The organism is Longilinea arvoryzae (assembly GCF_001050235.1).
GTDB classification, from domain to species: domain Bacteria; phylum Chloroflexota; class Anaerolineae; order Anaerolineales; family Anaerolineaceae; genus Longilinea; species Longilinea arvoryzae.
On the sequence record NZ_DF967972.1, the window covers coordinates 2,811,452 to 2,836,773 of the forward strand.

The following is a 25,322-nucleotide window of genomic DNA, read 5'->3' on the forward strand; positions in this document are numbered from 1 at the left end:
CCTTACAAATAAAACGATAATGGGTTATTTCTCGTTCAACGCGCGCCAGATCCGTTCCGGCGTCGCTGGATTCGAGGTCAAGTTCGCTCCACAGGCATCGAGAATCGCATTTCCCACAGCCGGCGCCACGCCATCCAATGGAATCTCGGCCACGGCTTTTACCCCGAAGGGATGGGAAGGTTCGTAAGTTTGGACGAAAATCGTTTCCAATTCAGGCATTTCGTCCGCGCGAAAGATGTGATAATCCATCAAATCACGCTCGCGCGCCCTGCCCTGCTCATCATAACGCATTTCTTCACATACTGCGTATCCCAAAGCTTGCGTCATACCGCCCTCGATTTGCCCCGAAGCGGTAATTGGATTCACAATTACCCCCGAATCGACTGCCATTATAAGCTTATCGACCCGGACTGCGCCAGTTTGTACGTCAACTGTAACTTCTGCAAATTGCGCGGCGAACGGCGGCGGCGAAGAGGGTGAAACGTACGATCCGACCCCCATGATCTGTTCCTGATCGGTCTTATGGAGCGCGTCGTGCGCGACATCCCATAGACTGACCGAACGCCCATCCGGGGCGACCGCGTGCCGGTCTTCGAGCGCAATTTCTTCCGCATCCACCGGATTGCCGCCCATTTCGCCGATCATACGCGCTGCGCGCAGACGAATGCGCTCGGCGACATTCTCAGCCGCGCGAACGACGGCCCCGCCGGAGATGTAAGTGGTGCTGGATGCATAAGCACCCACATCGAACGGCGTGAAGTCCGTATCCGAAGAATACACTATGATATCGTCAACCGGGACGCCCAACACTTCGGCAGCCATTTGCGCCAAAACCGTATCGGACCCGGTACCCAGATCAGTAGCGCCGACCAATAAATTGAATGAACCATCATCGTTCATCTTGATGCTTGCGCCGCCCATATCCAGATACGGGATAGCCGTGCCCTGCATCACGGTCGTAATGCCGATGCCGCGGCGTAAATGCGGCTGGCCTTCGACCACATGCCAGGCCGGATTGCCGAATTTCTGATCCCAACCAATGGCGGCTTTCCCCTGGCGCACGCACTCTTCCAACCCGACAGTATGGATGATCTCGGGCTTCGGTTCGCGGCCTTCACTCCAGGCGGTGCTGAAAGGATGGAGTTCGCCCGCTCGAACGGCGTTCTTCAAACGGAATTCGATCGGATCGAGGCCAAGATCGCGAGCAATCAGCTCCAGGTGCCGGTCGAGTGGCCAATACCCCTGGGGAACGCCGTATCCGCGGAAGGCGCCCGCGGGAGGGGTGTTGGTGTAAACCACGTCCGCGTAGAAGCGAATGTTGGGATGTTTTCGGTATTCGCCGTCCCCGACATACAAACCCATCGATTTATGGCCCGTGTTGCCCGTCACCGTCAACGCGTGGCAGCCGTATGCGCCCGTATCACTCAGAGCGTACATTTCGTTGGCGGTAATCGTCCCGTCCTTCTTGACGCCGGTCTTCATGTGAATGCGCATCGGATGGCGCGAACGCGAAGCGGTAAATTCTTCGTCGCGGTTGTATTCAACCAGGACCGGACGCCCGGTTGCGATCGTCAGATGCGCGGCCACGTCTTCGATCAGGATTTCCTGTTTTCCGCCAAAACCTCCGCCAACCCGGGGTTTGATCACTCGAATCCGTTTGATTGGCAGTCCCAAAACCGGCGCAAGCACGCGCCGGACGTGGAACGGGACTTGCGTGCTGGTGCGAACCACCATGCGATCGTCCTCGTCCCAGTACGTCATCACGACGTGGGGTTCAATGTGCGCCTGCTGCACCTTGGGCACATCGTAATCGGCCTCGTAGATCTTGTCGGCTTCAGCGAAACCTTTTTCGACGTCCCCGATATCGATGCGAATCTCAGCCGCAAGATTCCGTTTGGGATCGGAATCGGCAAAGTTGACATACTCTTCTTCATCGTGGATTTGAACCGCGCCGGTCTGCATGGCATTGCGCGAATCCAGGATGGCGGGCAATTTCTCGTATTCGACATCGATCAAGGACAGCGCCAGTTGGGCGATTTCTTCGGTTTCGGCGGCCACGAATGCCACGCGGTCGCCCACAAATCGCACCTTTTGATCCAATGAAAACATGTCCAACGGGCCCGGAATCGGGTCGGATTGCCCCGCGGTTGAATAAGCCACCCGTGGCAGGTCCTTCCAGGTGAGCACGGCAGCCACACCGGGCAGTGCTTTGGCCCGCGAGACGTCGATCGATTTAATACGCGCATGCGCAACCGGGCTGTGTAGGATTTTCCCGATCAGCAATCCGCGTTTTTCGAGATCGGCCGTAAAGGCCGGTTTACCCTGGACCAGTTTGAGCGCATCGACTTTGGGCTCCGATTTGCCGACCACCGAACGGGTCGGGCTCTGGGGAACAGTCCAAATCTTGGGCAGCACTCGGGTCTGAACGAAACCGCCCGTTTGAGGTAACCCTTCCGGCACCTCCGGGTGTCCACCTTCTTCAGGCTGCCAACCCTCCGGCGCGGGTTGGGCGGTGTGCTCGATCGGCGGCACCAACTCACCCCGCATTTGAGCGGCAGCGCGCAGGACGGCCTGAACGGGTTTCTCATATCCGGTGCAGCGACACAATACCCCCGAAAGGGTATCCCGTACCTGCTCTTCGCTCGGATCGAGTGTCTCATCCAGCAGGGATTTTGCGGCCAAAATCATGGCCGGTGTACAGTAGCCGCATTGGATGGCGCCGGTTTCGACGAATGCCTGCTGCAATGGGTGCAGTCCCCCGGTTTTCTTCCAGCCCTGTTCGGGATGTTCGCCCAGCGCCTCGATGGTATCAATCCGGTGCCCACCGGCCTGTGCGGCTAAGATGCTGCAAGAATTGACCGGTTTCCCATCCAATAACACGGCGCAGGCGCCGCATTCTCCTTTATCGCAACCGCCGAATTTTGCCCCAAAGAATCCTTCGCGCCGTAACACAGCCAGCAGGGTATCTGCCGGTGAAATTTGCCAGGATTTCTGATCCCCATTAACTAGTAGATCAATATTCATCATCGACCTCTTCCATCGAAAATGCGGCCCGCAGCTTCAGATTCAGATCAACTTTGCAGAAGGCGGTTGACGACAGCCGGAGCAACCGAACGGCGATATTCAGCGCTGGCCCATTCGTCGCCGCTGTCCTGTAGAACGCTTTCGACGGCGCGGCTGATTTCGATCTCGGCATTTCCATCATATGCGAGCCGGGGCGCCGAACCAAAGCCGCCGACGACAACCCGCATTCGGCCAGAAGGCCATTTTGCGGTCGCGATTCCCAAAATGGGTAAATCGACCGGCGATCGGGCGATAAATTCGAATTTCACAGTGCAACTCGTGTCCAACACAACCTGTGAAATCAACCAGGGTTGTCGAACATTCTCACGCACTGCCAGAATCTGTTGAAATGAGAGCGGCGTATTGTCAGGAAGAATGATCGCCTGAACGTCCGCAGCCAGGAGGGTAACGGCCAGGGACGAACGCCCATTCGCACACATCAGGAATCCACCTATGGTGCTCATTTGACGTAAATTCCGTCCCATTTCGCGCCGGCAAACATTCCTCAACCAGGCCGGAGAGTTCTCGTTCTCCGTCAGATCCTGAATATATGCGGTTGCGCCGATGACCAGTTGGTCTGTCTCGGACTGGATCATACCCAGCTTCAAATTCTGCAAATCGACGACCGCGAAATCCTCGCCCTTCTTACGGCTAAGTACGCTACCGCCACCCAACGGGTAGGTCGGCGGATTCGACCGGGATAGGAGTCCCAGGGCCTGGGCAACAGTCGAAGGTCGGTGATACTCTACGATCATTTTTCCTCCGGAAAGACAGCAAATTTATTTTTGGGCGAAGGTATCGATCAGGAGCTTAACATCTCCGCCAACCGGATAAAGGATCGGGCAGGTGCAGCCGTTCTTACGGTACTCGTCGACCTTTTTTCGGGCCTCGTCCGGCGTGCCGGAAGCCGTGATGCGGTGAATCAATTCCTCGGGAACCAGGTATTTGGCTTTTTGAATCTGCTCATGGGTGGCAGGCCAGCCGAGAATGGATTGGATCTCAGCCACAATATCCATCGAAACCCCGGAGGCCTTGGCGATATGCGGCTGCTGAGCCAGATACTGGGTCAGCAATTCACGCGTCGTGTCGATCGCCCTATCGTGATCATAATCGACAGAGCAAACCACGAGCTGCGGGCGGTCGATGTCGTCCAACGTTCTTCCGGACTTCTTTGCGCCCTTCTCCAGCAGTTCCAGCGCCTTGATGTTGTATTTCGGCTCCACGCAATAGTTTAGGACTGCGCCATCCGCAATTTCACCAGTCATTTCCATCATCTGGTCGCCGGTTGCGCCGATATAGATCGGCACATTGCGCGGTTCACGCCGGCCGTGAACCACATCGAGCTCGATGCCGTCGACATGCACAAATTCACCATGGAAGGTAACTCGCTCCATGTTCAGCAATTTGCGCATGGTTGTGACCGTTTCACGCATGGCCAGCAGGGGTTTGGTGCGGTTGATGCCGACGTTCTTTGCCAACGGATCCCACCAGGCGCCAATGCCGCAAATGATGCGATCCTGTGCCAGGTCATCCAGAGTCAGGAAAGTGGCGGCAAGCAAACCGATATTCCGCGTCCAGTTGTTGATGACACCTGAACCTATCTTGATTTTCTTTGTCACCGCGGCATAAGCAGCCATGGGCACGATCGCGTCGCGTACCAGGCGACTTTCTGCCTGCCAGACGGCCTCGAAGCCGTGTTCTTCAGCGTATTGGACGTATCCCAGACCATCACGTAGATCATGTGCATCCTGTAGATATAGTGCTACCTTTTCTGACATGGTTGCCTCCAGGGTTTGTAATTACGATCGGATTTTGATTGCTTGAATTTGGTTCAACAGTTCCAGGTCTTCGGGGATATCCAGATCGAGAGCAAAGGATTGAAGATTACACACTTCAACCCGCATTCCCTTGACCCTGGCCTGGTCGACATGTTTCTTAAATGACCCGACCCCATACATGTAATCGATCGATCCGGCAGGACTCACCAATAAAGCATTCGTACCATCGTTTCTGCGGTCTGGAGCGACCACCACCACAGGTGGTTTACTCAAATAGCCGATCAGAGTTTGCACATCTTCCACATTGATCAGCGGCAAATCCGCCGGCAGGATCATCACGTCCTGAGCGGCGAAACCTCGCGCGACGATTGTTGCGCGTTTCAGCGCCGTATTCAAACCCGGTTTGCCCTCCTGTACCGTGCGCGCCTTGAACTCGCGCGCCAACGCCAATGCCCCCGTATCCCGGCTAACGACCAGAATTTGGTCGATTTCTTTGACCTGTTTTAACGTACGAAGTGTATTTTCCAATAATGTCACATTCAACATGGTGCGTTCTTCTTCTGTCAGAACGCCAGCCAGTCGTGACTTCCCCCTGCGCAATGGTTTTACCGGTATGATCGCCCAAAGGCTCATGAATGTTACATACCTCCCAACCGTTGATTTATCAAATCCAGTATTTCGTTTGCCAACCGGATACGATCCGGAATATCTTTCATGATGACATCGGTTACATATGAAATTATACCCCACTGCCGAATCGCATCGCAATCCGCCCGATCGGCTGGATCGAGCAAGAAGACATTCAGGAAGTCTCGATATTGTTCTGCGACCGCTTGGGCGGAGGGCTGCCAGCCAAGCTCCGAAAACATCTTCGCCGCCGGTCCCTTCAACGCCTGACCGCCAATGAGGGGTGAAACAGAAAGTACAAATTTCGGCCGGATCGCTTCGCGAACGCCCTTGACCGTCAGGATGGGCGCAATGCTGACCCAGGGATTGGACGGGCACAGGACGATCGCGTCCGCTGATTCGATGGCTTCGATTACACCCGGCGCCGGTTTGGCCATCCCGATACCGTCGAATTGAAATCCGACCACCTCAGGTTGGCAATGGAGTTTTACGAAATATTCCTGGAAATTCAGGCTGCCGTGATTGCGGGTGTGTACAATCGTCGCTATGATGTCGTCGCTCATCGGCAAAATGGTAGCATGAATTCCCCACGATGCGCAGAAAGCCCGTGTTATTTGGGAAAGAGAGGAACCTTCGCGCATGCGCTGAGTGCGCACCAGATGGGTGCCCAGGTCCCGATCCCCCAGGCGGAACCAATCCGGTCCTTCCAACGAGGAAATTTCACTTAAGGCAGTGTATGTTTCACCGGATCGCCCCCACCCGGTCGACGGATTGGCCTTCCCGGCCAGCGTGTAGCAAACTGTATCCAGGTCCGGGCAAATCTTCAACCCTAAATGGGTGAAATCATCTCCGGTATTGACGATGACGGTCAAATCACCGGCAGGCAGCGTTCGGTACAGGCCGTCAGCCAGCTTTGCTCCTCCCACCCCACCTGCCAGTGCCGCGATTTTCATTCCCGCATCCTTTGAAGCTGATTGTCTGCCCGGTATTATGCCGGCTGCAATTCGAAACGGCTGTCGATTCCAACCATCCCATCCTGCAGGAAAATAAAAGCCAGATTGTCGATTTCGAGCTCAGCCGTAAAAGGTTCGTACATTAATTCCGCCACCGCGCAGGAAAGATCGCCTGGCAGGAGCATTCCGTAGGTCAGGGTAATATGTGGGACCCACTCCACCGGCGAATAGAATCCATTCATATCCTTCGCGCTATCCATCAGACGATCCCAGAGCACTTCGTGGAGTTCCAGTAATTTCCGGTTCTTGATGACATTCAGAAACAGGACCGGTTTCTTGCCGGTAAAAATACCGATTCCCGCAATATTGACCTTGAAAGCCCGGGTTATGGAGGCTGTCTGTCGGACGGCGACGCGCGCGTGCTCTAAATCATAAGATGCCGCTCCCTGCCAGGAGAGGTGAACAAAACTGGTCTCATTGGCCGTCACCATTCCGCACTTCGTTTGTAAACGGCGCCACATCTCAGCAAAAGGAGAATTCGTTTCAATATCGAAGAGGGTGGTCAGAGCATACATTTTATATTTATCTGAACAAATCCAGGTCTTCAGGTCGGATCAGCTCGTTAAGCGATCCGTCGCGTAATGGATACGGGAAACCGCGCGCCAGCACTGCCGGTAAATGCTCGGCTGCCTGGCCCATAACCAGCGATGCTGCCGCTGCCAATTCGTCCGCCGCGGCCACCTGCGTGACACGCAAGTGAAAGCCAAACATATCCTCCCGTCCCCGAAGATCAACCAGGCCCGGCATTCCCGCCAATCCGATCGTTACCCCGACCGTACCCAGGCGCCAGGCCCGGCCGTGCGAATCGATGATCATCACCCCGGGATACACGCCGGTGGCATCTCCAAGCCGTTCGCGAATCCTGGCAGCCGAAAGGTCCGGATTCTCGGGCAATAAAAGTACCCAATCTTCCTTGTTGCCCCATAAACCCTGAACATTCGAATGGTCGATTCCGGCGTTGGCGCAGACGAAACCCAGTTTATGTTCGACGATCACAGTTCCCGGGCGGTAGCGCAGCACGCTCCTGCTCTCGCGAAGGACCAATTCGAGCATGCGCGCATCTTTTTCGGTTTTTTCAGCCAGGGATATGGCCTCCGCGGAAGGTTCCACCTGGGTGAGGTTGACCAACCGATTTTCAGCCTTCGAGACGATCTTCTGGGCCAGTACAATGATATCCCCATCCTGAAGTTGCAATTGGTTTTCGCCCAGCGAATTCAGGAGGATTCCGGCCAGATCGTCTCCGGGCCGGATCAGAGGAATTTTTTCAATCGGGATGATCGAAAGCATAGGTTTTCTGGTGTGAGTTCAATTTTCATCCGGTCGCGGAACACCGGTGATGCGGATACCGGCGGATTCGATGCCGAATTGCTTGTTGAGGCCGATCAAGATCGAAGTCATGCCCTCCACGACAACGGAATTCTCGATGACTCCGGCATCCCATCCAATCAAACCCGCATCGGAGACCAGTTTCAACACCACCTGGCGGCTGGCTTTATTTCCACCGCACACCAGGACATCGCATTCGATTTTCTCGTCCTTCAATAAATGCTCATAAGAAATATTCTGAAAAGCAGCAACCACCTGAACGGCATCGCCAAGGACTTCTTTCGCTTCCATGGCAGCGCTTCCGGCGGGCGGCATTTGAACTTTGGTCACTTTCGGTGGAACCAGGGGTACAGCCACGTCGATGAGGATTTTGCCCTGAACGGCGTCTTTCAATTGCTCGCACATGGTCTTGTGAACGCCGAACGGCACCGTCAGCACCACCAGATCGGCCTGCCGGGCCGCCTCATCGTTCGTCAAAGCCGCCAGATCCTGCACGGATCCCAACATCCCCCGCAGGTCTTCCACAGCCGCCCTGGCTTTTTCCTCTGACCGGGAACCGATCAATACCCGATAACCGGCTTTTGCCCAACGGTAACCCAGGCCCTTTCCTTCTTTACCGGTCCCCCCAAGAATGGCAATCGTTCGTATCGTTGCAACTTCAGTGTTTTCCGTCATCTTCCATCCCTATGCGGCTATAAATTGCTTTTCATACCGTTTCCAGACGTTCGCGGCGCGTTGGCGTGCTTCGTAAGCGATTTTGGCTTCATCCAATGTGACCAATTCGTGATCTTTCATCAATAATTTACCACGCGCAATGGTGGTTGAGATCATACTCTCGTTGAAGCCAAATAGAATATGCCATGGCAGGTTTCCGGAGGTCAACGGCGTGATGGGCTGATAATCGACCAGCATCAAATCTGCCGCTGCCCCAACCGATAATTCTCCAGCGCGTAAACCATCGAACTGGCTGGTGACCATTTCGGCGTTGTTATAAACCGCCATCTGGATGAAATCGTTGCCGTTCATGCGCCGCGGATCACGGTGCCACAGTTTATGCGCCAGATAGGCAGCCTTCCATTCTTCCCACATGGCGTTCGAAAAACCGTCGTTTCCCAGGCAAACTTTGATTCCCGCGCGCAGCATGCTTTCCACGGCCGCCATACCAACCGCATTATTCATGTTCGAGCGGGGCTGGTGGGTTACCCAGGTATGCGAATCGGCCAGAAGATTCGATTCGCGCTGGTCGACATGAACGCAATGCACGGCGATGGTTTTCGGGCCCAAAATGCCAAACCTGGCCAGCCGGTCTACAACACGTGTTCCGGATTTCGCCAGGCTGTCATCTTCATCCGCGAAGTGCTCCGCAACGTGCACGTGGAAACCCACATCTTCAGGCGTCAGATCGCGGCAGCGTTGAAGCGTGCCATCCGACAGGGTCAGGCTGGCATGCAGTCCGACCAATCCACTCAGGATACCTAGAAATTCAGGCCTGCTTTTCAACCAAGACAGGAATCGCAGATTTTCTTGAAGCCCGGCCTCTGCCTGATCCAGACCGTTGCGATCGGTGACTTCATAACACAACGAGGCGCGCACGCCGGCTTCGAGTACGCTTTCGGCAATGACATCCAGCGATCCGGCGATCGCATTGGGTGAAGCGTGATGATCGATCAGTGTTGTGGTGCCGTACCGGACTGCATTCACCAGGCACACCAGCGCCGAATAACGCACATCCTCCAGGTCCAAAGACCGGTCCAGGGGGAACCATAACTTCTCCAGAATCTCCGGAAAAGCCCTGGGTGCCGGGCCTGGGATGGCCATGCCACGTGAAAAAGCGCCGTAGAAATGCGTATGCGCGCAAATGTTGCCCGGCATGGCATACTGGCCCCTGGCGTCTAGAACTTCCTCTTTTTCCCTGGGAAGAAGTTGTGCTGAAGGGCCAATTTCTTCGATTTTTTCAGATGAAATCCGGATGGATTGATCGGGAAGGATCTGGTTGGAGGTACCCCAGGTGATCAAAGAACAGTTCTTGATTAACATCACCGCAACTCCCTACTCAGATTTATTACATAAAAACCTGGAGGGGCGGTTCTTTTCGACGGGAGTGAAATCCCGACGCCGGCCCACGGATTGAGGGACACGACCACCCTAATTGTCAGACATATTCTAACATAAAGGCCAATAAATAATAACAGCAATTCGGAAACCGCTGGAAAGTCAGTAGAAATGTCATATAATTCGGCATATCTTTTTGCAGGGAGAAACCTTTCATGAGCGATTTACGCAACCAAGCCCTGGAATATGCCCATCAGAACAGCGCTGCCTATCTTCAATCCTTGCAGAGCCTGGTCCAGATTCCTTCGATTTCAACATCCGTCGATCACAAGAAAGCCATCAAGGAAACTGCCGAATGGCTTGCCGATCGTCTGCGCAAGATTGGTTTTAAAAACGTTGCTCTCTATCCTACGGCCGGCCACCCGGTAGTGTTTGGTGAATACATCATCGATCGGCCGGGCCGCAAGACAGTTTTGATTTACGGGCATTACGATGTCCAACCGGTCGAACCGCTCGAACAATGGAAGACCAATCCCTTCGAGGCCACGGTCGTCGGTGATAACCTTTTCGGTCGGGGCGCCTCGGACATGAAAGGGCAAATCATGGCGTCCATGGATGCCGTCGAGGCAGTCATTCATGCAGGCGAACCCCCGGTCAATATCAAATTTATGATCGAAGGCGAAGAGGAAATTGGTTCGCCGAATCTGGGGCCGTTCCTAAAAGAGAAAGCCAAATTGCTTGCCGCTGACGTGGTTTTGAATCCCGATTCGGGAATGCTCGCCGCAGATTTTCCAACCCTGACCTATGCATTGCGTGGGCTGGCCTATTTCGAACTGCGCGTTTATGGTCCGGAGCACGATCTTCACTCGGGCCTCTTTGGCGGCGCAGTCCACAATCCGGCTCAGGCTTTGGCCGAATTGATCGCCGGGATGCACGACGCGGATGGTCGGGTCACGCTGCCGGGATATTACGATTCGGTTCGCGAAATGAAACCCGCCGAACGCGAAGATATGGCTCGCCTGCCCTTGAATGACGACTTCTATAAAGCTCAAACGGGCGCTCCGGAACTGTGCGGCGAAAAAGGATATACGGCCGCAGAACGGATTGGCGCACGCCCCACCCTGGAAGTCAACGGTTTGCTCTCCGGTTTTACCGGTCAGGGTTCCAAAACCGTCATTCCGGCCTGGGCAATGGCAAAGATTTCGATGCGCCTGGTTCCGGATCAGGATCCGGAAGAGGTCTATCACCAGTTCATTGAATACCTGAAGTTGAAGGCACCGCCCACCATCCGTTGGGAAGTCATCCGCATGTCTGGCGGGCCGGCTTCGTTTACCGATCCCAATCATCCTGCCGCCCGGGCGATGAGTCAGGCCATGGAAACGGTGTGGGGCAAACGCCCGGTCTTCAGGCGCGAGGGCGGGAGCATTCCGATCGTGTCGGATATGCAGGAGACGCTCGGCATCGAATCGGTGCTCACCGGTTTCGGCCTGCCGGAGGACAACGTGCACGCCCCCAATGAGAAACTTCACCTGCCTACCTGGTACCGCGGGATCGATTCGCTGATCCTCTTCTTCTATAATTACGGCGCTCAAGAGTAACCATGCCAACTGATAAACTGCGTTTACCCTCATATGGCGGTCAGGCATTGATCGAAGGTGTCTTGATGCGCGGCGCGAAATTTGTTGCCGGGGCATTTCGACTTCCAAACGGTGAAATCGAGATCGAGACCGAGGAACTCAGCAAGATCTATCAATCGAAGATGACGAAGATCCCATTCCTGCGCGGTCTGGTCATCCTGTGGGATTCGCTTGGCCTGGGAACCCGCTTTCTCACCCTGTCGGCCAATAAACAGGGTGAAGAAGATGAGAAACTCGAAGGTTCGCAACTCGCCCTAACCCTGATCATTTCACTTGCCATGGCTATCGGCCTGTTCTTTGTCGGCCCGGCTCTGGTGGGCCAGGGATTGGAAGCCCTGTTGAAATTTCCGGTTGGCTGGGGCAACATCATCGAAGGCGTTGTTCGATTAATTGTCGTGGTTGGCTATATTTGGGGCATCGGTAAAATGCCGGATATTCACCGTGTTTTTGCCTACCACGGCGCCGAACACAAGACGATCAACGCCTTCGAGGCCGGCGAAGTTCTGACACCGGAAAATGTCGCGAAGTACAGTCTCGAGCACCCGCGCTGCGGCACATCCTTTCTGCTGACGTTGGTCGTTCTATCCGTGCTTGTTTTTTCGGCCATCGGAAAACTGCCCATCCTCTGGACCGTCATCAGCCGCATTCTTCTCCTTCCGCCCCTGGCGATGTTGGGGTACGAATACATCCGCTGGACAGCAAACCATCTGGACTCGGCGTTTGTCCGCTGGCTCATCAAACCGAACATGGCGCTTCAAAGGTTGACCACCAACGAACCCAGCCTGGATATCCTGGAAGTGGCCATCGCTGCCTTCAACGCCATGTACGCACTGGAACACCCGGGAATAATTCCCCTTCACCCCGCGGAAACGGCCGTAGCAGAGCACGCTGCTTCGACTTGACACCCTAACTTACCCGGTTATACTGATAGGAAACTGGGGAGCGTTTGGATTTATGAAACCCTGGCAATTGGTGGCATTCGGTCTTGTGCTGGGATTACTGGCAGCAGCGATCATTCTATTGGTCATCCTGCGTCCGATCGGACAACCCATTGCCATTCTCCCGGCGCCGACCCTTTCACCCATCATGGTGGATGTTTCCGGCGAAGTATTGAATCCGGGTGTCTATACATTGCAACCGGATTCCAGAGTAATGGAAGCCGTCGCAGCCGCCGGCGGCCTTTTAGACGGCGCGGATGTTTCCAGGGTGAACCTCGCTGGCCGGGTTCAGGATGGCGATAAAGTCTGGATCCCTGCCAAGGGGGCGGCTGCAGGTGAAACGACGCAGCTACCTTCACGCAGTTCGAATATTGCCATTAACCTCAACACGGCGACGGCTCAGGAACTCGAGACGTTGCCGGGAATCGGTGAAGTCAAGGCCAGCCAGATCGTGGCCTATCGCGAAGAGCACGGGCTGTTTATGAATCTCGACGACCTCCTCAATGTTCCGGGAATTGGGCCGGAACTTCTTGAGAAGATCCGTCCAGAAATTACCCTTTCAAATTGAAGGTTATCCTATGACATTGAAAGAAACCCTTGAGAGCAAATTGCGCGATGCAATGCGCGCCAGCGATGATGTGACGAAACGCACCATTCGCCTGGCAATCAGCGCGATCAAGAACACAGAAATCGACAAAGGCCAACCTCTGGATGACGTCGGAATCGTGGCGATCCTCCAAAAAGAAATCAAAATTCGAAGCGAAGCCATTCAGGATGCAGAAAAGGCCAAACGCGATGATTTGATTTCAGACGCGAAAGCCGAAATGGCAGTTCTTGAATCTTTTTTGCCCAAACAACTCAGCGAAAATGAAATCGAGGCACTGGTCAAGGAAGCCATCTCCGAATGCCAGGCCAGCAGCCCGGCAGACATGGGAAAAGTGATGAAGGCTGTCATGCCCAAGATCCAGGGTCGGGCAGCGGGTGACAAGATCAGCCAGATTGTGCGCCGTTTATTACTTCCAGGATGACCCCGCTTTTAGCCCCCGAACCTGTAAAACGACAATGGCTGAGTCGTGATTATGTCAAAATCACGTTATTGGTCATTGTCTCCTTATTGTCCCTGGGCGCGCTGATCTTTCCGATTGCAATCCGCCAGGCTGAACTCGCCTTGCAGCCTGGCGATGTCTCGCCGCAGGATATTCAAACCTCGCGCGAGATTACCTACACCAGTGACATACTGACCGAGCAGGAACGGGATGATGCGGAACGCAGTGTTCAACCGGTTTACCTGCCCGCAGACGCCGCGATTACCCGCCGACAAATCGAAGCCTTGCGGACAACCTTGAAATATATCGAGACGGTCCGGCAGGATGGTCATGCCAGTCTTCTTCAAAAAATATCCGATCTCAATGCCGTCGAAGGATTGGCCCTCGCGGATGATACCGCCGAACAGATTCTTGACCTCCCGGACGCGCGCTGGCAAACGATTCAACAGGAAGCCGTCAACGTCCTTGAACAGGCCATGCGCAATACCATCCGCGAAGATCAGGTGGACGATATCCGGCGGCGCATCCCCACATTCATTAGTTTTTCGCTCAGCGAAGATCAGGCCGCCATCGTCACAGCCGTCGTTTCACCGTTTGTCATTGCCAACAGCCTTTACAGCCCGGAACTCACCCAGACTGCAAAGGAAAATGCACGCAACGCGGTCGAAACGGTAACGAAAACGTATGCCGCGGGTGAAATCATCGTCCGCCGTGGGCAGATCATCACCCCGGCTGCCTGGGAAGCGCTGGAAAAGGCAGGTTTCATTCGCTCGGAGAGCAAGACCCAGGATATTCTCGCCGCGATTTGTCTGGTGACGACGCTGGCTGTATTTCTATTCCTGTATTTCAAACGGCGCAGCGGTCCGCCCCTGGATGATATCCGCAGTCTGGTTCTCCTATCCCTGGCATTTTTAGCCTTCCTGTACAGCGCCAAATTCGTCATCCCCAACCGGACGGTCATTCCTTATCTATTCCCATTAGCGGCTTTTGGACTGACGGTAGCCAGCCTGTATTCGCTGGAACTGGGATTGGTCTTCACGGTTGTTTTGAGTATCCTATCCGCCTACGGGCTGTCAAACGCGCTCGATCTGACGATGTATTACATGCTTTCGACCTTTTGCGGCATGCTCATTCTTGGCAAAGGCCGTCACATCGGCAGTTTCTTCTGGGCGGGGATTGCGATTGGATTATCCGGTACTGCAATCATTTATGCGTACCGTTTACCCGAGGCGCTGACGGATTGGATCGGATTGGCAACCTTGGGCGGGTCTGCGCTCTTCGCCGGGCTGGCCTCAGCCAGCCTGACCCTGCTCTTTCAATTCATATTCTCGCGAATCCTGGGGCTTACCACCGCGCTCCAATTGCTCGAATTTTCACGTCCCGATCATCCACTGCTCCAGTTCATCCTGCACAACGCGCCCGGCACCTATCAGCATAGCCTGCAGGTATCGAACCTGGCCGAACAGGCCGCCGAGGCAATCGGGGCGGACGCAATGCTGACCCGGGTCGGCGCCCTGTATCACGATGCCGGCAAAGCCGCAAATCCTTTGTTCTTTATCGAAAACCAGGTCAAGGGTAAGCTGGATACCCATGATGATCTCGACCCCACGATCAGCGCCGCGACCATTATCCGCCATGTTACGGACGGGATCAGCCTGGCCCGGAAACATCATCTTCCGGCGCGTTTGCAGGATTTCATGCGCGAGCACCACGGAACCCTCATGACCCGCTACCAATATGCCCGCGCGCTTGAATTGGCCAAGCAGGATCCCACCCTGGTGGACGACAAGATCTTCCGTTATCCGGGGCCGCGACCGCGCTCCAAGGAAACCGCCCTGCTCATGCTGGCCGATAGTTGCGAGGCTCGCGCACGAGCTGAACTGCCAAAGGATGAAGACGAACTGCGGATTCTGGTCAAGAAAACGATTGACTATGCGCAGCGAGAAGGACAGTTGGATAATACCAACCTGACCCTGAAAGACCTGAGCGTTATCGCCGATACCTTCGTCAATTCATTGCGCAACCAGTACCATCCGCGCATCCAATATCCCGAACTGGATCGAAAGACCGTTCCGTCGGCAGAATTGTTGCCCCCGGTATCCCAATTGGACGAGAAGAAAATATGAATATCCTGATCAATGATGAATTCGCTGGTGCGATCAAAGAGGATACGATCAACAAGACCGTGCTGGCTGTCCTTAAACACGAAGAAGTCTCCGAAGAGAGCGATGTCAGCATTGTCATCGACGATGACACGCGGCTTCAGGAGTTGAACAGCCAGTTCCTGGGCATCGATGCACCGACCGACGTCCTCTCTTTCCCATCCGATGAAGTCGATCCCGACTCCGGCGTCCCTTACCTGGGTGATATCATCATTTCCAAGCCCAGAGCCCAGGCCCAGGCAGAGGAAGCAGGTCACGCCCTGGAAGCAGAAGTCCAACTCCTCATCGTCCACGGCATGCTTCACCTGTTGGGGTACGATCATGCGGACGAAGAACAAAAACGCGAGATGTGGGATCGCCAGAAAGAAATCCTTACCACTCTGGATGTTCACCTGAGCCGCTTGCCTGATTAAGCCCATGCAACGCGCTTTCCTTCGAACCCGCTGGCTTTCTTTCCGGTACGCGTTTGCCGGGATTGCCTACGTTTTCAGGACTCAGAAGAACGCCTGGATTCATGCGTTGGCAACGCTGCTGGTCGTGGCCATGGGTCTCTGGTTGAAAATAAGCGCCACGGGTTGGGCGGTTTTGATCTTAACGATCGCGGTCGTCTGGTCGGCGGAATGCTTCAATACCGCCGTGGAAGCCACGATCGATCTGGTCAGCCCGCAAAAGCATCCGCTGGCAAAAATTGCCAAGGATACCGCGGCTGCAGGCGTTCTTTTCGCGGCCATCGGGTCGGTTGGCGTTGGGCTCTTTCTCTTCGGACCCCCGTTGTACGAAAAAGTGATCAGCCTGTTTTAGGAGGCCAAGATGGCAGACTTTCGCTTTGGAACGGTTGGATCTCCAGCATCGACTCCGGCCAAACCGGGTGGCAGCGTCGGCGCCATTCAAAGACTGGCGGAATTGAAATTGTCCGCGCTGGAACTGGGCTGGGTGCAGGCCGTACGCGTCAGCGAGGCAACCTGCGCGGTCATTCGCGCAGAAGCGGAAAAACAGGATGTCGCCATTTCCGTTCACGCCCCCTATTTCATCAACCTCAACGCCAGCGATGAAGAATGGCCAAAATCCCGAAAACGCCTGATGGATGCGGCTCATTTTGGGCATCTGGCAGGCGCGACGGATATCATATTCCACCCGGGATCCTATTTTGGCGCATCTCCCGAAAGCGTACTTGAGACCGCCATTCCGCGTCTGCGCGAATGCGTGGATGAACTGCGTTCCAAAGATAATCCTGTCATTCTGCGCCCGGAGACCATGGGGAAATCGGCCATGCTCGGGTCGCTAACCGACACACTCCAGATGAGCCGTGAAATTCCCGGCATATTACCCTGCCTGGATTTTGCTCACCTGCATGCCCGCCCCGGCGATGGAACGGTGAATTCCTATGTGGAATTCTCGCAGATAATACATGACTATGCGAAAGAACTTGGCGAACCGGCCCTGAAGCACCTGCACATCCACCTTTCGGGGATCGAATATACGGCCAAGGGTGAAAAGAATCATCTTCCCATTCAGGAATCGGATTTACAAATTCAGGAACTCTTCAAAGCCCTGAGGGAAGCCCACTGCGCCGGCCGCATCCTGTGTGAAAGCCCCATTCTGGAAGAGGACGCTTTATTTATGCAGAAAATTTATCCTGGGTGAAAAAAAACCGCCGGCGTAATAACGTCGGCGGTTTTTTCATCGAGAAACCAGATTTAGAGGTATTCCTTCAGGTTATGTTCCACCGCGTAAGCGGCCGCTTCGGCCCGGTTGGAAACGCCCAATTTCGATAGAATACTGCTCACATAGTTCCGTACCGTGCCCTCGCCCAGGAACAACGCCTTGGCAATTTCACGGTTCGTCTTACCTTCGGAAACCAACACCAGGACATGCTTTTCCTGCGTACTCAGGTTAGCAAAGGCCGAGGCTTCTTCTTCCTTCACGGCCCGGCGCACTTCCTGGAAGACACGTTGCGTCACTGCCGAATCGAGTAGCGCTTCTCCCCGGCTGACCGCCTCGATCGCCCGGACCAGGTCCTCGCCGCCGATCTGCTTGAGCACATAACCAGAGGCGCCTGCCCGGATGGCGGAAAAGAGCATTTCATCCTCCGCATACGAGGTGAGCATGATGACCTTCGTATCCGGATAGTTGCGGGTCACCTCTTCGCACGCTTCGATACCGGATTGCCCCGGCAGCCGGATGTCCATTAGTACGACATCCGGGTGCATCCGGCCGACCAGATCGACGGCCTCTTTGGCTGTGCCTGCCTCGCCCACGACTTCAAACTGGGGATGCCGGTCCAAAAGAGCCTTCAGCCCCAAACGAACGACTTCATGATCGTCTACGAGAAGAATCCGCTGCTTTGACATCCCTGTCTCCTATAAGGCGAGTATATCGGAGAGTCGGCCGATGCGCAAGAGATAAGCTCCTCAGACCCACTCCGCCGACCGCAATTTTTCATTCCCAGATCAATGAAACCGGACAATGATCCGATCCATAAACGTCTGTCTGAATGACCACATCCTTTACACGGGGCATAAAATCATCCGACACAAGGTAATAATCCAACCGCCAGCCCACATTCCGCTGGCGCGCATTCGAAATATACGTCCACCAGGTATATTCGACGCGCTCCGGATACAACTTCCGGTACGCATCAGTGAAACCATTTTCAAGATAAGTATCGATCCAGACGCGTTCTTCAGGCAGGAAACCCGAGGTCTTGGCGTTTTGTTTCGGATTGGCCAGATCGATATCGTTGTGAGCCGTGTTAAAATCACCCGTGATGATGATCTGCTTGCCCTGGGCATGAAGAAGAGCGCATTGATTCAGCAGAGTCTTATAGAACGCGAGCTTATAATCCACGCGGTCGTGACTGCGTTGGCCATTCGGGAAATAGATGTTGTACAAAAGGACATCCTGGCCGAGGTCCATGCGAATGACCCGACCCTCGGAATCGAATTCCTCCACGCCAATCCCGTATTGAACGTTCACGCCATCCAGACGGATGAAAGATGCCACCCCACTGTATCCCGGGCGTTGAGCGGGATTCCAGAAAGATTGGTAACCTGGAATTTCACGCAAGTCGGCCTCGATTTGTTCGGGACGAGCCTTGATTTCCTGCAAACAGAAAACATCCGAGGCGTCTCGTTGAGCCCATTGATGGAAACCCTTTCCGATGACCGCCCGCAGACCATTGACATTCCAGGTAGTGATCTTCATTTTGGTTTGCGCTCCTGCCAGCATGTGGTAAACTATTATATCAGGCAAGGAGAATCCATGGACGACGAGAGCATTCGAAGCATTGTTTACATCGAAGACGATCCTGAGATGATCGATCTCGTTTCCCTGATCGTCAGTAAACGTGGATTCCAGGTAAAAGGCGCGCATGGAGGCCGGTATGGCCTGAACCTTGTAAAAAAAGAAAAACCCACCCTCATTTTATTGGATTTGATGATGCCGGACATGGATGGATGGGACGTCTACCAACAACTAAAATCCGAAGAAGAAACCAAGGATATTCCTGTCATTATCATAACCGCCAGAGCGCAGTCAATCGATCGCGTTCTCGGATTGCACATTGCCAGGGTAGATGATTACATCAGCAAACCTTTTCGCCCGCAGGAATTGATCGACAGCATCGAACGCGTCGTCGAATCCACACCTTAGAAATATTTGAATGGGATTTCCCTCGTAAATATGCAGCATACGCGAATTGAGAACTTAACAAGACCGCTTTCCTCTCCGGTAATCGCCGGTTTATGTGATTCATTCTGGGCCAAATTCAAGGGCCTCATGTTTTCACCGTGCATTCAGCCGACCGAAGGTTTGCTCTTTCAGGACAATGGAGAGAGCCGCATCGATTCGTCCATCCATATGTTCTTCATGAATTACGATATTGCGGTGGTCTGGATCGATCACGAACGTCGCGTCGTCGATGCCAAGCTGGCTAAACGCTGGCGCCCGGCCTATGTTCCGATGGCCCCGGCCCAATACACACTCGAAACTCATCCAGATCAACTTAAAAACTTCCAAATTGGCGATGTACTCTCATTTGAGACTGTTTAAAGTAATTACTTTCCTGCTATTGATGACCATGCTTGGCATGCCTTTCCAGGCGGCCGCGGCGCAGGATCAATCTACCTCTGATAACCCTGTCTACATCGTTCAACAGGGCGACACCCTGGGCGCCATAGCCGCCCGCTTTGGCGTTAGCACCGACGCGATCATTGAGCTCAACCAGATATCGGATCCCAATCTGGTCACCGAAGGCACGCGCCTCCAAATTCCCGGAATGGAAGGTGTCAGCGGCGTTCTGACCACCACGGTCGTTTCGTTGGGCCAGAGTACAGACGGCCTGTTGAGGCAGTACCAATTGTCGGAAGAGCAGTTGGCTAAAATCAACCGCCTCACCAGCCCGGCCGAACTCTACGCCGGTTCCACCCTGATCATTCCCCAATCCGATACTCAGGCGCAATTCGTCCCGCAAGGGTCCGTTGCATCCGGCGGCAGTCTGCTGGATCTGGCGGTCGGCAGTGGTGCCAACCCCTGGACGCTGGTGTTACTGAATGACCTCGAGAATTCGATTTCGGCCGTCCCGGGCGAGACGCTCTACCGCACTGCCAGAGATGGCGAAACCTCAACGAGCTCAATTTCACCCCTGGTTCAAAGTATCGAAATCTCCCCGCTCCCGCTGGTTCAAGGTTCGACCGCTGAAATCCGGGTGAAAACAACGACCGCGTTGACCCTCACCGGCAGCCTGAATGGTCGGGAATTACGCTTTTTCCCGTTCGAAGATGGATATGTCGCGCTGCAGGGAGTATTCGCCATGGCGGATACCGGACCAGCGCCTTTCGAACTTTCAGGCGTGGATTCGAACAATCAATCCTTCTCATTCCAACAAAATGTTCTGATCCAATCTGGTCATTTTGCGAATGACGCCACCATCTACGTCGATCCCGCCACAGTCGATAAATCCAATACCCAACCCGAAGAAGATCAGGTTGCAAAAATTGTCTCTCAGGTTACATCGGATAAGATGTGGGACGGAGTGTTCGTAAAACCCATCGACGTTCCGGCCGGTTACTCGATGGTGCCGGATTGTCGAACCGATTCTTTCGGAAACCGGCGCTCTTATAATAATGGGCCTTACGAATCCTTCCACTCGGGCGTGGATTTAAGCAAATGCGGATTAGCAGGCAACATTTACGCATCGGCAGCCGGCACCGTCGTATTCACCGGCTCGCTCGTTGTGCGTGGGAATTACACCGTGATCGATCATGGCTGGGGAGTGTTCTCGGCCTACGGTCATCAATCGGAGATCGATGTGAAAGTGGGCGATCATGTGGAAGCCGGACAGTTAATCGGAGTCATCGGCGCCACCGGACGTGTGGATGGTCCACATCTCCACTGGGAAATCTGGGTCAATGGTGTTCTGGTTCAACCACTGGATTGGCTGGATCAGGCTTATCCATGAAAGTCAAGATTACATAGAGTATAATTAACTGTCTGAAAATGGTAGTGTTTTCAGAGAGCTGAGTACAGAACCGTCAAAAGAAGCAGGAATATGGCAATCGCAACAATTACTCTCCCCCAAACTTACTGGGAAGCATTCAAGATCGAGAATGACGACCTGGAGTTCTTATACAACCACCTTCTTGACCTGGAAATTCCTCAAACGCCACAAGAGTTGGTCCGAGCGCTCATCGAAGAAAGAATACGCACTGAAAAAGTGCGTATGGAAAAAAAGCAAGCATCCGGGGGAGAGACTTATTATCCAAAAGACCATTTCGAAGTCGGTCAGAAATTGACTTTTCCGGCCTTCCACTGGGAGAACGGCAAAGTAACCGCAGTTCGCGAAGGCGTAAATCCTGAATTACCTGCGTTCGATGTGATCACGGTTGAAATGGATAATGGCGAAGAACACAACTTTGCGGCCGGCGTCGAAGACCACCTGCTTAACCAGCCCATCACTATTCAAAACGATGATCCGGCCCTCGATCCGGTCGCCGTCTATAAAACGTATGGTAAACGCCTTGCCGCTCAATTGACGGAGATCTTGGAATCGAACCAGGATTTGGTGCGCATTGCCGGGCGCTGGTTCCCGCGCTCTTTGCTTGTAGATGTCAATATCGGCCATTTGAATCTGGCGGAAGCGGTTCTGGAAATGACTGATGGTGGACCGCTGGCAACCAAGGCCATTCTCGAACAGGTGGATTTGCCGACGGATGTTAACAGTAAGTTGACCGAGTTCTCCTTTAACCTTGCGTTGCAGGAAGACGGTCGTTTCGACGAAGTCGGCCCTGCCGGCGAAGTGCTCTGGTTCCTGCGGCGGCTCGAACCGGAAGAGGTCCAAAACCCACCCGCCTACCTGCGTTATAACCCGGTCGCCTTCGACATCGATCCGATTTTGGAGCCACTAACGCAGCTTGAAAAACAGGTCATCGATGAATTCGCCACGACCGACAATGAGACCGATGAAGAAGATGAAATCTCACTATCGATGATCTATCCCCACCTTCGCGCCGGGACGCTGCCGTTATCGAAGAGAATTTCCACCTTCTTCCCAACCGCCTACGAATCGCCGCGCGTCCAGTTTGCCTTTGTAGATGGTAACAGCGGCCAGCGCTTTTCAGGCTGGGTGGTGCGCAGCCAAAAATACGCCTGCGGTCTGCATACCTGGTATAACACGCAAGATCTGATTCCCGGATCCGTGATTAAGATTCTACGAAGCGACAAACCGGGTGAAGTCATTATCAAAGCCGAAAAGAAACGCCCCACCCGGGAGTGGATTCGCACCGCGCTGATTGGCGCGGACGGCGGGGTTGTCTTTGCCATGCTGAAACAGCAAGTCTCGACGGTCTATGACGAGCGCATGGTGATTGCCATTCCCGATATGGATGCATTGGATAAGATTTGGGCGCAGACTGGCAAAGCCAGAGGAACACTGGAACAGACCACCAAGGCCCTGATGATCGAACTCTCCAAACTCAATCCGCAGGGCCAGGTTCACACGCAGGAACTGTACGCCGCCGTGAACCTGGTGCGCCGCTGTCCACCTGGCCCCATTCTGAGCCTGTTGACGGAACGCCCGTGGGCGAACTTTCTGGGCGATTTGTACTTCCGACCCACATCACTGACACTGGAGGACGCCCCATGATCGAAACCAAGCGGTTCAGCCTGGTAAAGCCAACGATTCAAACTCCATTCCATATTGACTTTGAATGGTGGCGCGAACATGATAACAATTGGCGAGTTTACCTCTTTAGTTATCTGTGCGCCGAGCATCAAGCAGCATTTCAAAACACCGACCAGAATGTGATGATCGATTGGATTGACCCGGAAACCGCTGAAGTTCGCGTGGTAGACGGCCTCGAACATACCCTAATGACCCATTGCGCATTGCAACCAGGATTCTTGACTCAAAATACATCCCTGGTCGATGCCGTATTTCGCACATTTCTCAAAAATGGCAACCAGCCTCTCACCCCTGAGGAGATCAGCGGCATCACGGGTAAGCCGGCGAATACGATCCTGGTTACCTTTTCCGGGCCTACCATTTATAAAGGCATTCGTCCCTGTCAGAAATAAATTACGATTTTCGCACGATCGGATAACGGATCGCCACGAAAAGTGCATAAACCAGAGATACAGCCGCCCCGATTCCAACGGATACGGGAGCACTGATCCAATCTGCCATCAAACCAGCCTGCAACGACCCCAGGCGACTCATGCCCTGGAACATCATCGAATAAAGGCTCATTACCCGACCGCGCATCGCATCGGGTGAGAAGAGCTGCAGCATGGTGTTCGCCAGGACGTTTTGACAGACGAAGCTGAAACCGGTGACGAACATGACCACCAATGAGAAGGTGAAAGATTTGGACACGGAAAATAACAACAGTGCGATGGGGAATAATAAATTACCCATCGTCAGGTAGCGTCCTCTGTATGCGTGGTCAGACATGGCTGCGATATAAACAGCGCCTACCATAGCCCCAATCCCCATCACCGCCAGAAGCATTCCCATAGGAAGCGCCTCAGGACTCTGGCAGGTAAAAAGGCCGGTTTGCGCATTACAGAAATAACCGACGATCGGCGATGCGCTCTTCCCCAGTACATTCGTGGCAAATACTGGCATCAAGGTATTAAACGGCATAGACAGGAAGGCGCTGACGGCCACCAGGCTGATCAATATCATCATGATTTGGTGACCGCGAACGTAAGTCAGGCCTTCTTTCATATGCTCGACAGTATTATTCTTGGTTTTGTCTTCCGGATTGGGGATCGGTAGACTCTTCATCTCTATCAGGCAAAAGATTACGGCGATGAAGGTTATGCCGTTGACCAGGAAGGCCATCGCCTCACCGGTCGCAGCGACGATAATGCCAGCCAGCGCCGGCCCCAGCGCCCGCCCCAGGTTAAACAATGCCGAGTTCAACCCGATCGCGTTCGTCAGGTCATCCTTCCCCTCGACCATTTCAACGGTAAACGCCTGGCGAACCGGGGTATCCACGGCGTTGACTGCGCCTAATAGGAGTGAAAGAGCGTAAACATGCCAGACCTGAATAACCCCGGTCCATGTCAAAGCAGAGATGATAAACGCTTCCAACATCAGCAAGCTTTGGGTGAAGATCAGAACTGTGCGCTTGGGAAACCGGTCCGCAATCGAACCACCCCAGAGAGAAAGTGGAATCAAGGGGATCAGGCCGAGTAAATTTACCATACCGAGCGCAGCGGCTGAACCGGTCAAATCATAGACCAATACCTGGATGGCCATCGTTTCCATCCAGGAGCCAATCAATGAAGTGCCCTGCCCAACAAACCATAACCGGTAATTGCGGTGACTTAAGGCGCGTAAAAATTGCGGCCCCCGGAAATTATTTTGCTGTATCATCGATTGCATCACGGGCTCATTTATGCTTTTTCGACTATTATAAGTCAGATTATCCTTCCTCGGAATGGTGCACAAACCGTTCACAGGTTAATATTATTTATGGTAAAATTTAAGAAAATTCAGCCCCTGTAGCGCAATGGACAGAGCACCAGCCTTCTAAGCTGTTGGTTGAGGGTTCGAATCCCTCCAGGGGCGCCTGGCGAAGGAGGCTTCAGTGAGGATATGAGTCAGATCGCCAAATGGAATGGCTTTTTTCAGAGTTCGAGCGTGTACTCGGATCGATTAATGGGTAGATATCCGGTAGCAAGCAACATATCCAAAATGGGTGGATCTCCTGTGAGCGGAGGTCGATTATGATCATCGTACGATTTAATCCCAATCCATACCGCCAAAATTCGGGCAGCGTGGATCGTCATACCTTCTTCTCCTCTCCTGGTAGCAACTGGTCATTATCCACCAGTTCGCACATCTGGCGTCCACCGACAGATGTATATGAGAATGAGGAGCGTTTTGTCATTCGCATTGAAATTGCGGGCATGCGCGAAAGCGATTTTCAAATCAACATCAGCGAGAACGTTTTGAGCATTTCTGGCGTTCGGAACGACTCGGCCGAAGAACGCAGGGCGTACCATCAGATGGAAATCCATTATGGTGAATTCCTGACGGAATTTGTTTTCACCGCGCCGATCGATCTCGATAAGGTTACCGCTGAATACCAGAACGGATTGCTCTACGTTTATGTGCCAAAAACACAACCCAAACAAATCGCGATCACTTGATGCATTAAGGGGCCTCGAACCTA

Annotated in this window: 26 protein-coding genes and 1 tRNA gene; 15 read left to right on the forward strand and 12 right to left on the reverse strand. The window is 53.8% G+C overall.

Going from position 1 to position 25,322, the window contains the following annotated elements:
* Nucleotides 1–24: 24 nt before the first annotated feature.
* The 9 genes from LARV_RS12450 to ssnA form a co-directional block, all read right to left on the reverse strand.
* On the reverse strand, nucleotides 25–3,024 hold the full coding sequence (locus LARV_RS12450) for a molybdopterin-dependent oxidoreductase (protein WP_075075225.1): 3,000 nt from the start codon (nucleotides 3,022–3,024) through the stop codon (nucleotides 25–27).
* Between the two features lie 47 nt (nucleotides 3,025–3,071).
* Nucleotides 3,072–3,818: an FAD binding domain-containing protein gene (locus LARV_RS12455; RefSeq protein WP_075073940.1), complete on the reverse strand. Its 747-nt coding sequence runs from the start codon at nucleotides 3,816–3,818 to the stop codon at nucleotides 3,072–3,074.
* 24 nt (nucleotides 3,819–3,842) lie between these two features.
* Nucleotides 3,843–4,841, reverse strand: coding sequence for an LLM class flavin-dependent oxidoreductase (locus LARV_RS12460; RefSeq protein WP_075073941.1), 999 nt, complete (start codon nucleotides 4,839–4,841; stop codon nucleotides 3,843–3,845).
* Between the two features lie 21 nt (nucleotides 4,842–4,862).
* Complete coding sequence (gene cofC, locus LARV_RS12465) at nucleotides 4,863–5,474, reverse strand: 2-phospho-L-lactate guanylyltransferase (RefSeq protein ID WP_075073942.1); 612 nt, start codon at nucleotides 5,472–5,474, stop codon at nucleotides 4,863–4,865.
* A gap of 5 nt (nucleotides 5,475–5,479) precedes the next feature.
* Nucleotides 5,480–6,421 (reverse strand): 2-phospho-L-lactate transferase, encoded by a 942-nt coding sequence (gene cofD / locus LARV_RS12470; RefSeq protein ID WP_075073943.1) that lies wholly within the window; start codon nucleotides 6,419–6,421, stop codon nucleotides 5,480–5,482.
* Nucleotides 6,422–6,456: 35 nt separating this feature from the next.
* Nucleotides 6,457–6,912: a 2'-5' RNA ligase family protein gene (locus LARV_RS12475; protein WP_236709968.1), complete on the reverse strand. Its 456-nt coding sequence runs from the start codon at nucleotides 6,910–6,912 to the stop codon at nucleotides 6,457–6,459.
* 91 nt (nucleotides 6,913–7,003) lie between these two features.
* Nucleotides 7,004–7,768: a coenzyme F420-0:L-glutamate ligase gene (gene cofE, locus LARV_RS12480; RefSeq protein ID WP_075073945.1), complete on the reverse strand. Its 765-nt coding sequence runs from the start codon at nucleotides 7,766–7,768 to the stop codon at nucleotides 7,004–7,006.
* Nucleotides 7,769–7,786: 18 nt separating this feature from the next.
* Complete coding sequence (gene npdG / locus LARV_RS12485) at nucleotides 7,787–8,482, reverse strand: NADPH-dependent F420 reductase (RefSeq protein WP_075073946.1); 696 nt, start codon at nucleotides 8,480–8,482, stop codon at nucleotides 7,787–7,789.
* Nucleotides 8,483–8,491: 9 nt separating this feature from the next.
* Complete coding sequence (gene ssnA / locus LARV_RS12490) at nucleotides 8,492–9,844, reverse strand: putative aminohydrolase SsnA (RefSeq protein ID WP_083522539.1); 1,353 nt, start codon at nucleotides 9,842–9,844, stop codon at nucleotides 8,492–8,494.
* A gap of 230 nt (nucleotides 9,845–10,074) precedes the next feature.
* Between ssnA and LARV_RS12495 the strand changes: the two genes are divergently transcribed.
* Genes LARV_RS12495 through LARV_RS12530 form a run of 8 tightly spaced genes read left to right on the forward strand, consistent with a single transcriptional unit; the run spans nucleotide 10,075 to nucleotide 17,286 of the window.
* A complete protein-coding gene (locus tag LARV_RS12495) occupies nucleotides 10,075–11,457 on the forward strand; it encodes a dipeptidase (RefSeq protein ID WP_075073948.1) in 1,383 nt (460 codons plus the stop codon).
* A gap of 2 nt (nucleotides 11,458–11,459) precedes the next feature.
* Entirely contained in the window at nucleotides 11,460–12,398 is a 939-nt protein-coding gene (locus tag LARV_RS12500) for a DUF1385 domain-containing protein (protein WP_075073949.1), read from the forward strand.
* 52 nt (nucleotides 12,399–12,450) lie between these two features.
* Nucleotides 12,451–13,002 (forward strand): helix-hairpin-helix domain-containing protein, encoded by a 552-nt coding sequence (locus LARV_RS12505; RefSeq protein WP_075073950.1) that lies wholly within the window; start codon nucleotides 12,451–12,453, stop codon nucleotides 13,000–13,002.
* Between the two features lie 10 nt (nucleotides 13,003–13,012).
* Entirely contained in the window at nucleotides 13,013–13,462 is a 450-nt protein-coding gene (locus tag LARV_RS12510) for a GatB/YqeY domain-containing protein (protein WP_075073951.1), read from the forward strand.
* Nucleotides 13,459–15,606, forward strand: coding sequence for an HD family phosphohydrolase (locus LARV_RS12515; RefSeq protein ID WP_075073952.1), 2,148 nt, complete (start codon nucleotides 13,459–13,461; stop codon nucleotides 15,604–15,606). Before LARV_RS12510 ends, LARV_RS12515 begins: the two co-directional genes overlap by 4 nt.
* Nucleotides 15,603–16,055 carry an rRNA maturation RNase YbeY gene (ybeY, locus tag LARV_RS12520; protein WP_075073953.1) on the forward strand — a complete coding sequence of 151 codons (453 nt, stop codon included), beginning with the start codon at nucleotides 15,603–15,605 and terminating at the stop codon, nucleotides 16,053–16,055. The genes LARV_RS12515 and ybeY overlap by 4 nt, the downstream gene beginning before the upstream one ends.
* A gap of 4 nt (nucleotides 16,056–16,059) precedes the next feature.
* The gene (locus LARV_RS12525) at nucleotides 16,060–16,443 is read left to right on the forward strand and encodes a diacylglycerol kinase family protein (RefSeq protein ID WP_075073954.1); all 384 of its coding nucleotides are present in this window, start codon (nucleotides 16,060–16,062) and stop codon (nucleotides 16,441–16,443) included.
* A 9-nt stretch (nucleotides 16,444–16,452) separates the two neighbouring features.
* Complete coding sequence (locus LARV_RS12530; RefSeq protein WP_075073955.1) at nucleotides 16,453–17,286, forward strand: TIM barrel protein; 834 nt, start codon at nucleotides 16,453–16,455, stop codon at nucleotides 17,284–17,286.
* 53 nt (nucleotides 17,287–17,339) lie between these two features.
* Here the strand turns inward: LARV_RS12530 and LARV_RS12535 are convergent, their stop codons facing one another.
* Both LARV_RS12535 and LARV_RS12540 read right to left on the reverse strand, forming a co-directional pair.
* Nucleotides 17,340–17,993, reverse strand: a complete 654-nt coding sequence (locus tag LARV_RS12535; RefSeq protein ID WP_075073956.1) for a response regulator transcription factor — start codon at nucleotides 17,991–17,993, stop codon at nucleotides 17,340–17,342.
* An 88-nt stretch (nucleotides 17,994–18,081) separates the two neighbouring features.
* Nucleotides 18,082–18,846, reverse strand: coding sequence for an exodeoxyribonuclease III (locus tag LARV_RS12540; protein ID WP_075075226.1), 765 nt, complete (start codon nucleotides 18,844–18,846; stop codon nucleotides 18,082–18,084).
* Between the two features lie 57 nt (nucleotides 18,847–18,903).
* Here LARV_RS12540 and LARV_RS12545 point away from each other — a divergent pair, with 57 nt between their 5' ends.
* The 5 genes from LARV_RS12545 (at nucleotide 18,904) to LARV_RS12565 (ending at nucleotide 23,214) form a co-directional block, all read left to right on the forward strand.
* A complete protein-coding gene (locus tag LARV_RS12545; protein WP_075073957.1) occupies nucleotides 18,904–19,293 on the forward strand; it encodes a response regulator transcription factor in 390 nt (129 codons plus the stop codon).
* A 30-nt stretch (nucleotides 19,294–19,323) separates the two neighbouring features.
* Nucleotides 19,324–19,692 (forward strand): DUF192 domain-containing protein, encoded by a 369-nt coding sequence (locus tag LARV_RS12550; protein WP_075073958.1) that lies wholly within the window; start codon nucleotides 19,324–19,326, stop codon nucleotides 19,690–19,692.
* On the forward strand, nucleotides 19,679–21,100 hold the full coding sequence (locus LARV_RS12555; protein ID WP_236709969.1) for a peptidoglycan DD-metalloendopeptidase family protein: 1,422 nt from the start codon (nucleotides 19,679–19,681) through the stop codon (nucleotides 21,098–21,100). Before LARV_RS12550 ends, LARV_RS12555 begins: the two co-directional genes overlap by 14 nt.
* Nucleotides 21,101–21,190: 90 nt before the next feature.
* Entirely contained in the window at nucleotides 21,191–22,783 is a 1,593-nt protein-coding gene (locus LARV_RS12560; protein ID WP_075073960.1) for a hypothetical protein, read from the forward strand.
* Entirely contained in the window at nucleotides 22,780–23,214 is a 435-nt protein-coding gene (locus LARV_RS12565) for a hypothetical protein (protein WP_075073961.1), read from the forward strand. Before LARV_RS12560 ends, LARV_RS12565 begins: the two co-directional genes overlap by 4 nt.
* Nucleotide 23,215: 1 nt before the next feature.
* Here the strand turns inward: LARV_RS12565 and LARV_RS12570 are convergent, their stop codons facing one another.
* Nucleotides 23,216–24,529 carry an MFS transporter gene (locus tag LARV_RS12570; protein WP_075073962.1) on the reverse strand — a complete coding sequence of 438 codons (1,314 nt, stop codon included), beginning with the start codon at nucleotides 24,527–24,529 and terminating at the stop codon, nucleotides 23,216–23,218.
* Between the two features lie 113 nt (nucleotides 24,530–24,642).
* Here LARV_RS12570 and LARV_RS12575 point away from each other — a divergent pair.
* Together LARV_RS12575 and LARV_RS12580 are read left to right on the forward strand one after the other, a co-directional pair.
* A tRNA-Arg gene (locus LARV_RS12575) sits at nucleotides 24,643–24,715 on the forward strand.
* A gap of 158 nt (nucleotides 24,716–24,873) precedes the next feature.
* Nucleotides 24,874–25,299 (forward strand): Hsp20/alpha crystallin family protein, encoded by a 426-nt coding sequence (locus tag LARV_RS12580; RefSeq protein WP_075073963.1) that lies wholly within the window; start codon nucleotides 24,874–24,876, stop codon nucleotides 25,297–25,299.
* Nucleotides 25,300–25,322: the final 23 nt, after the last annotated feature.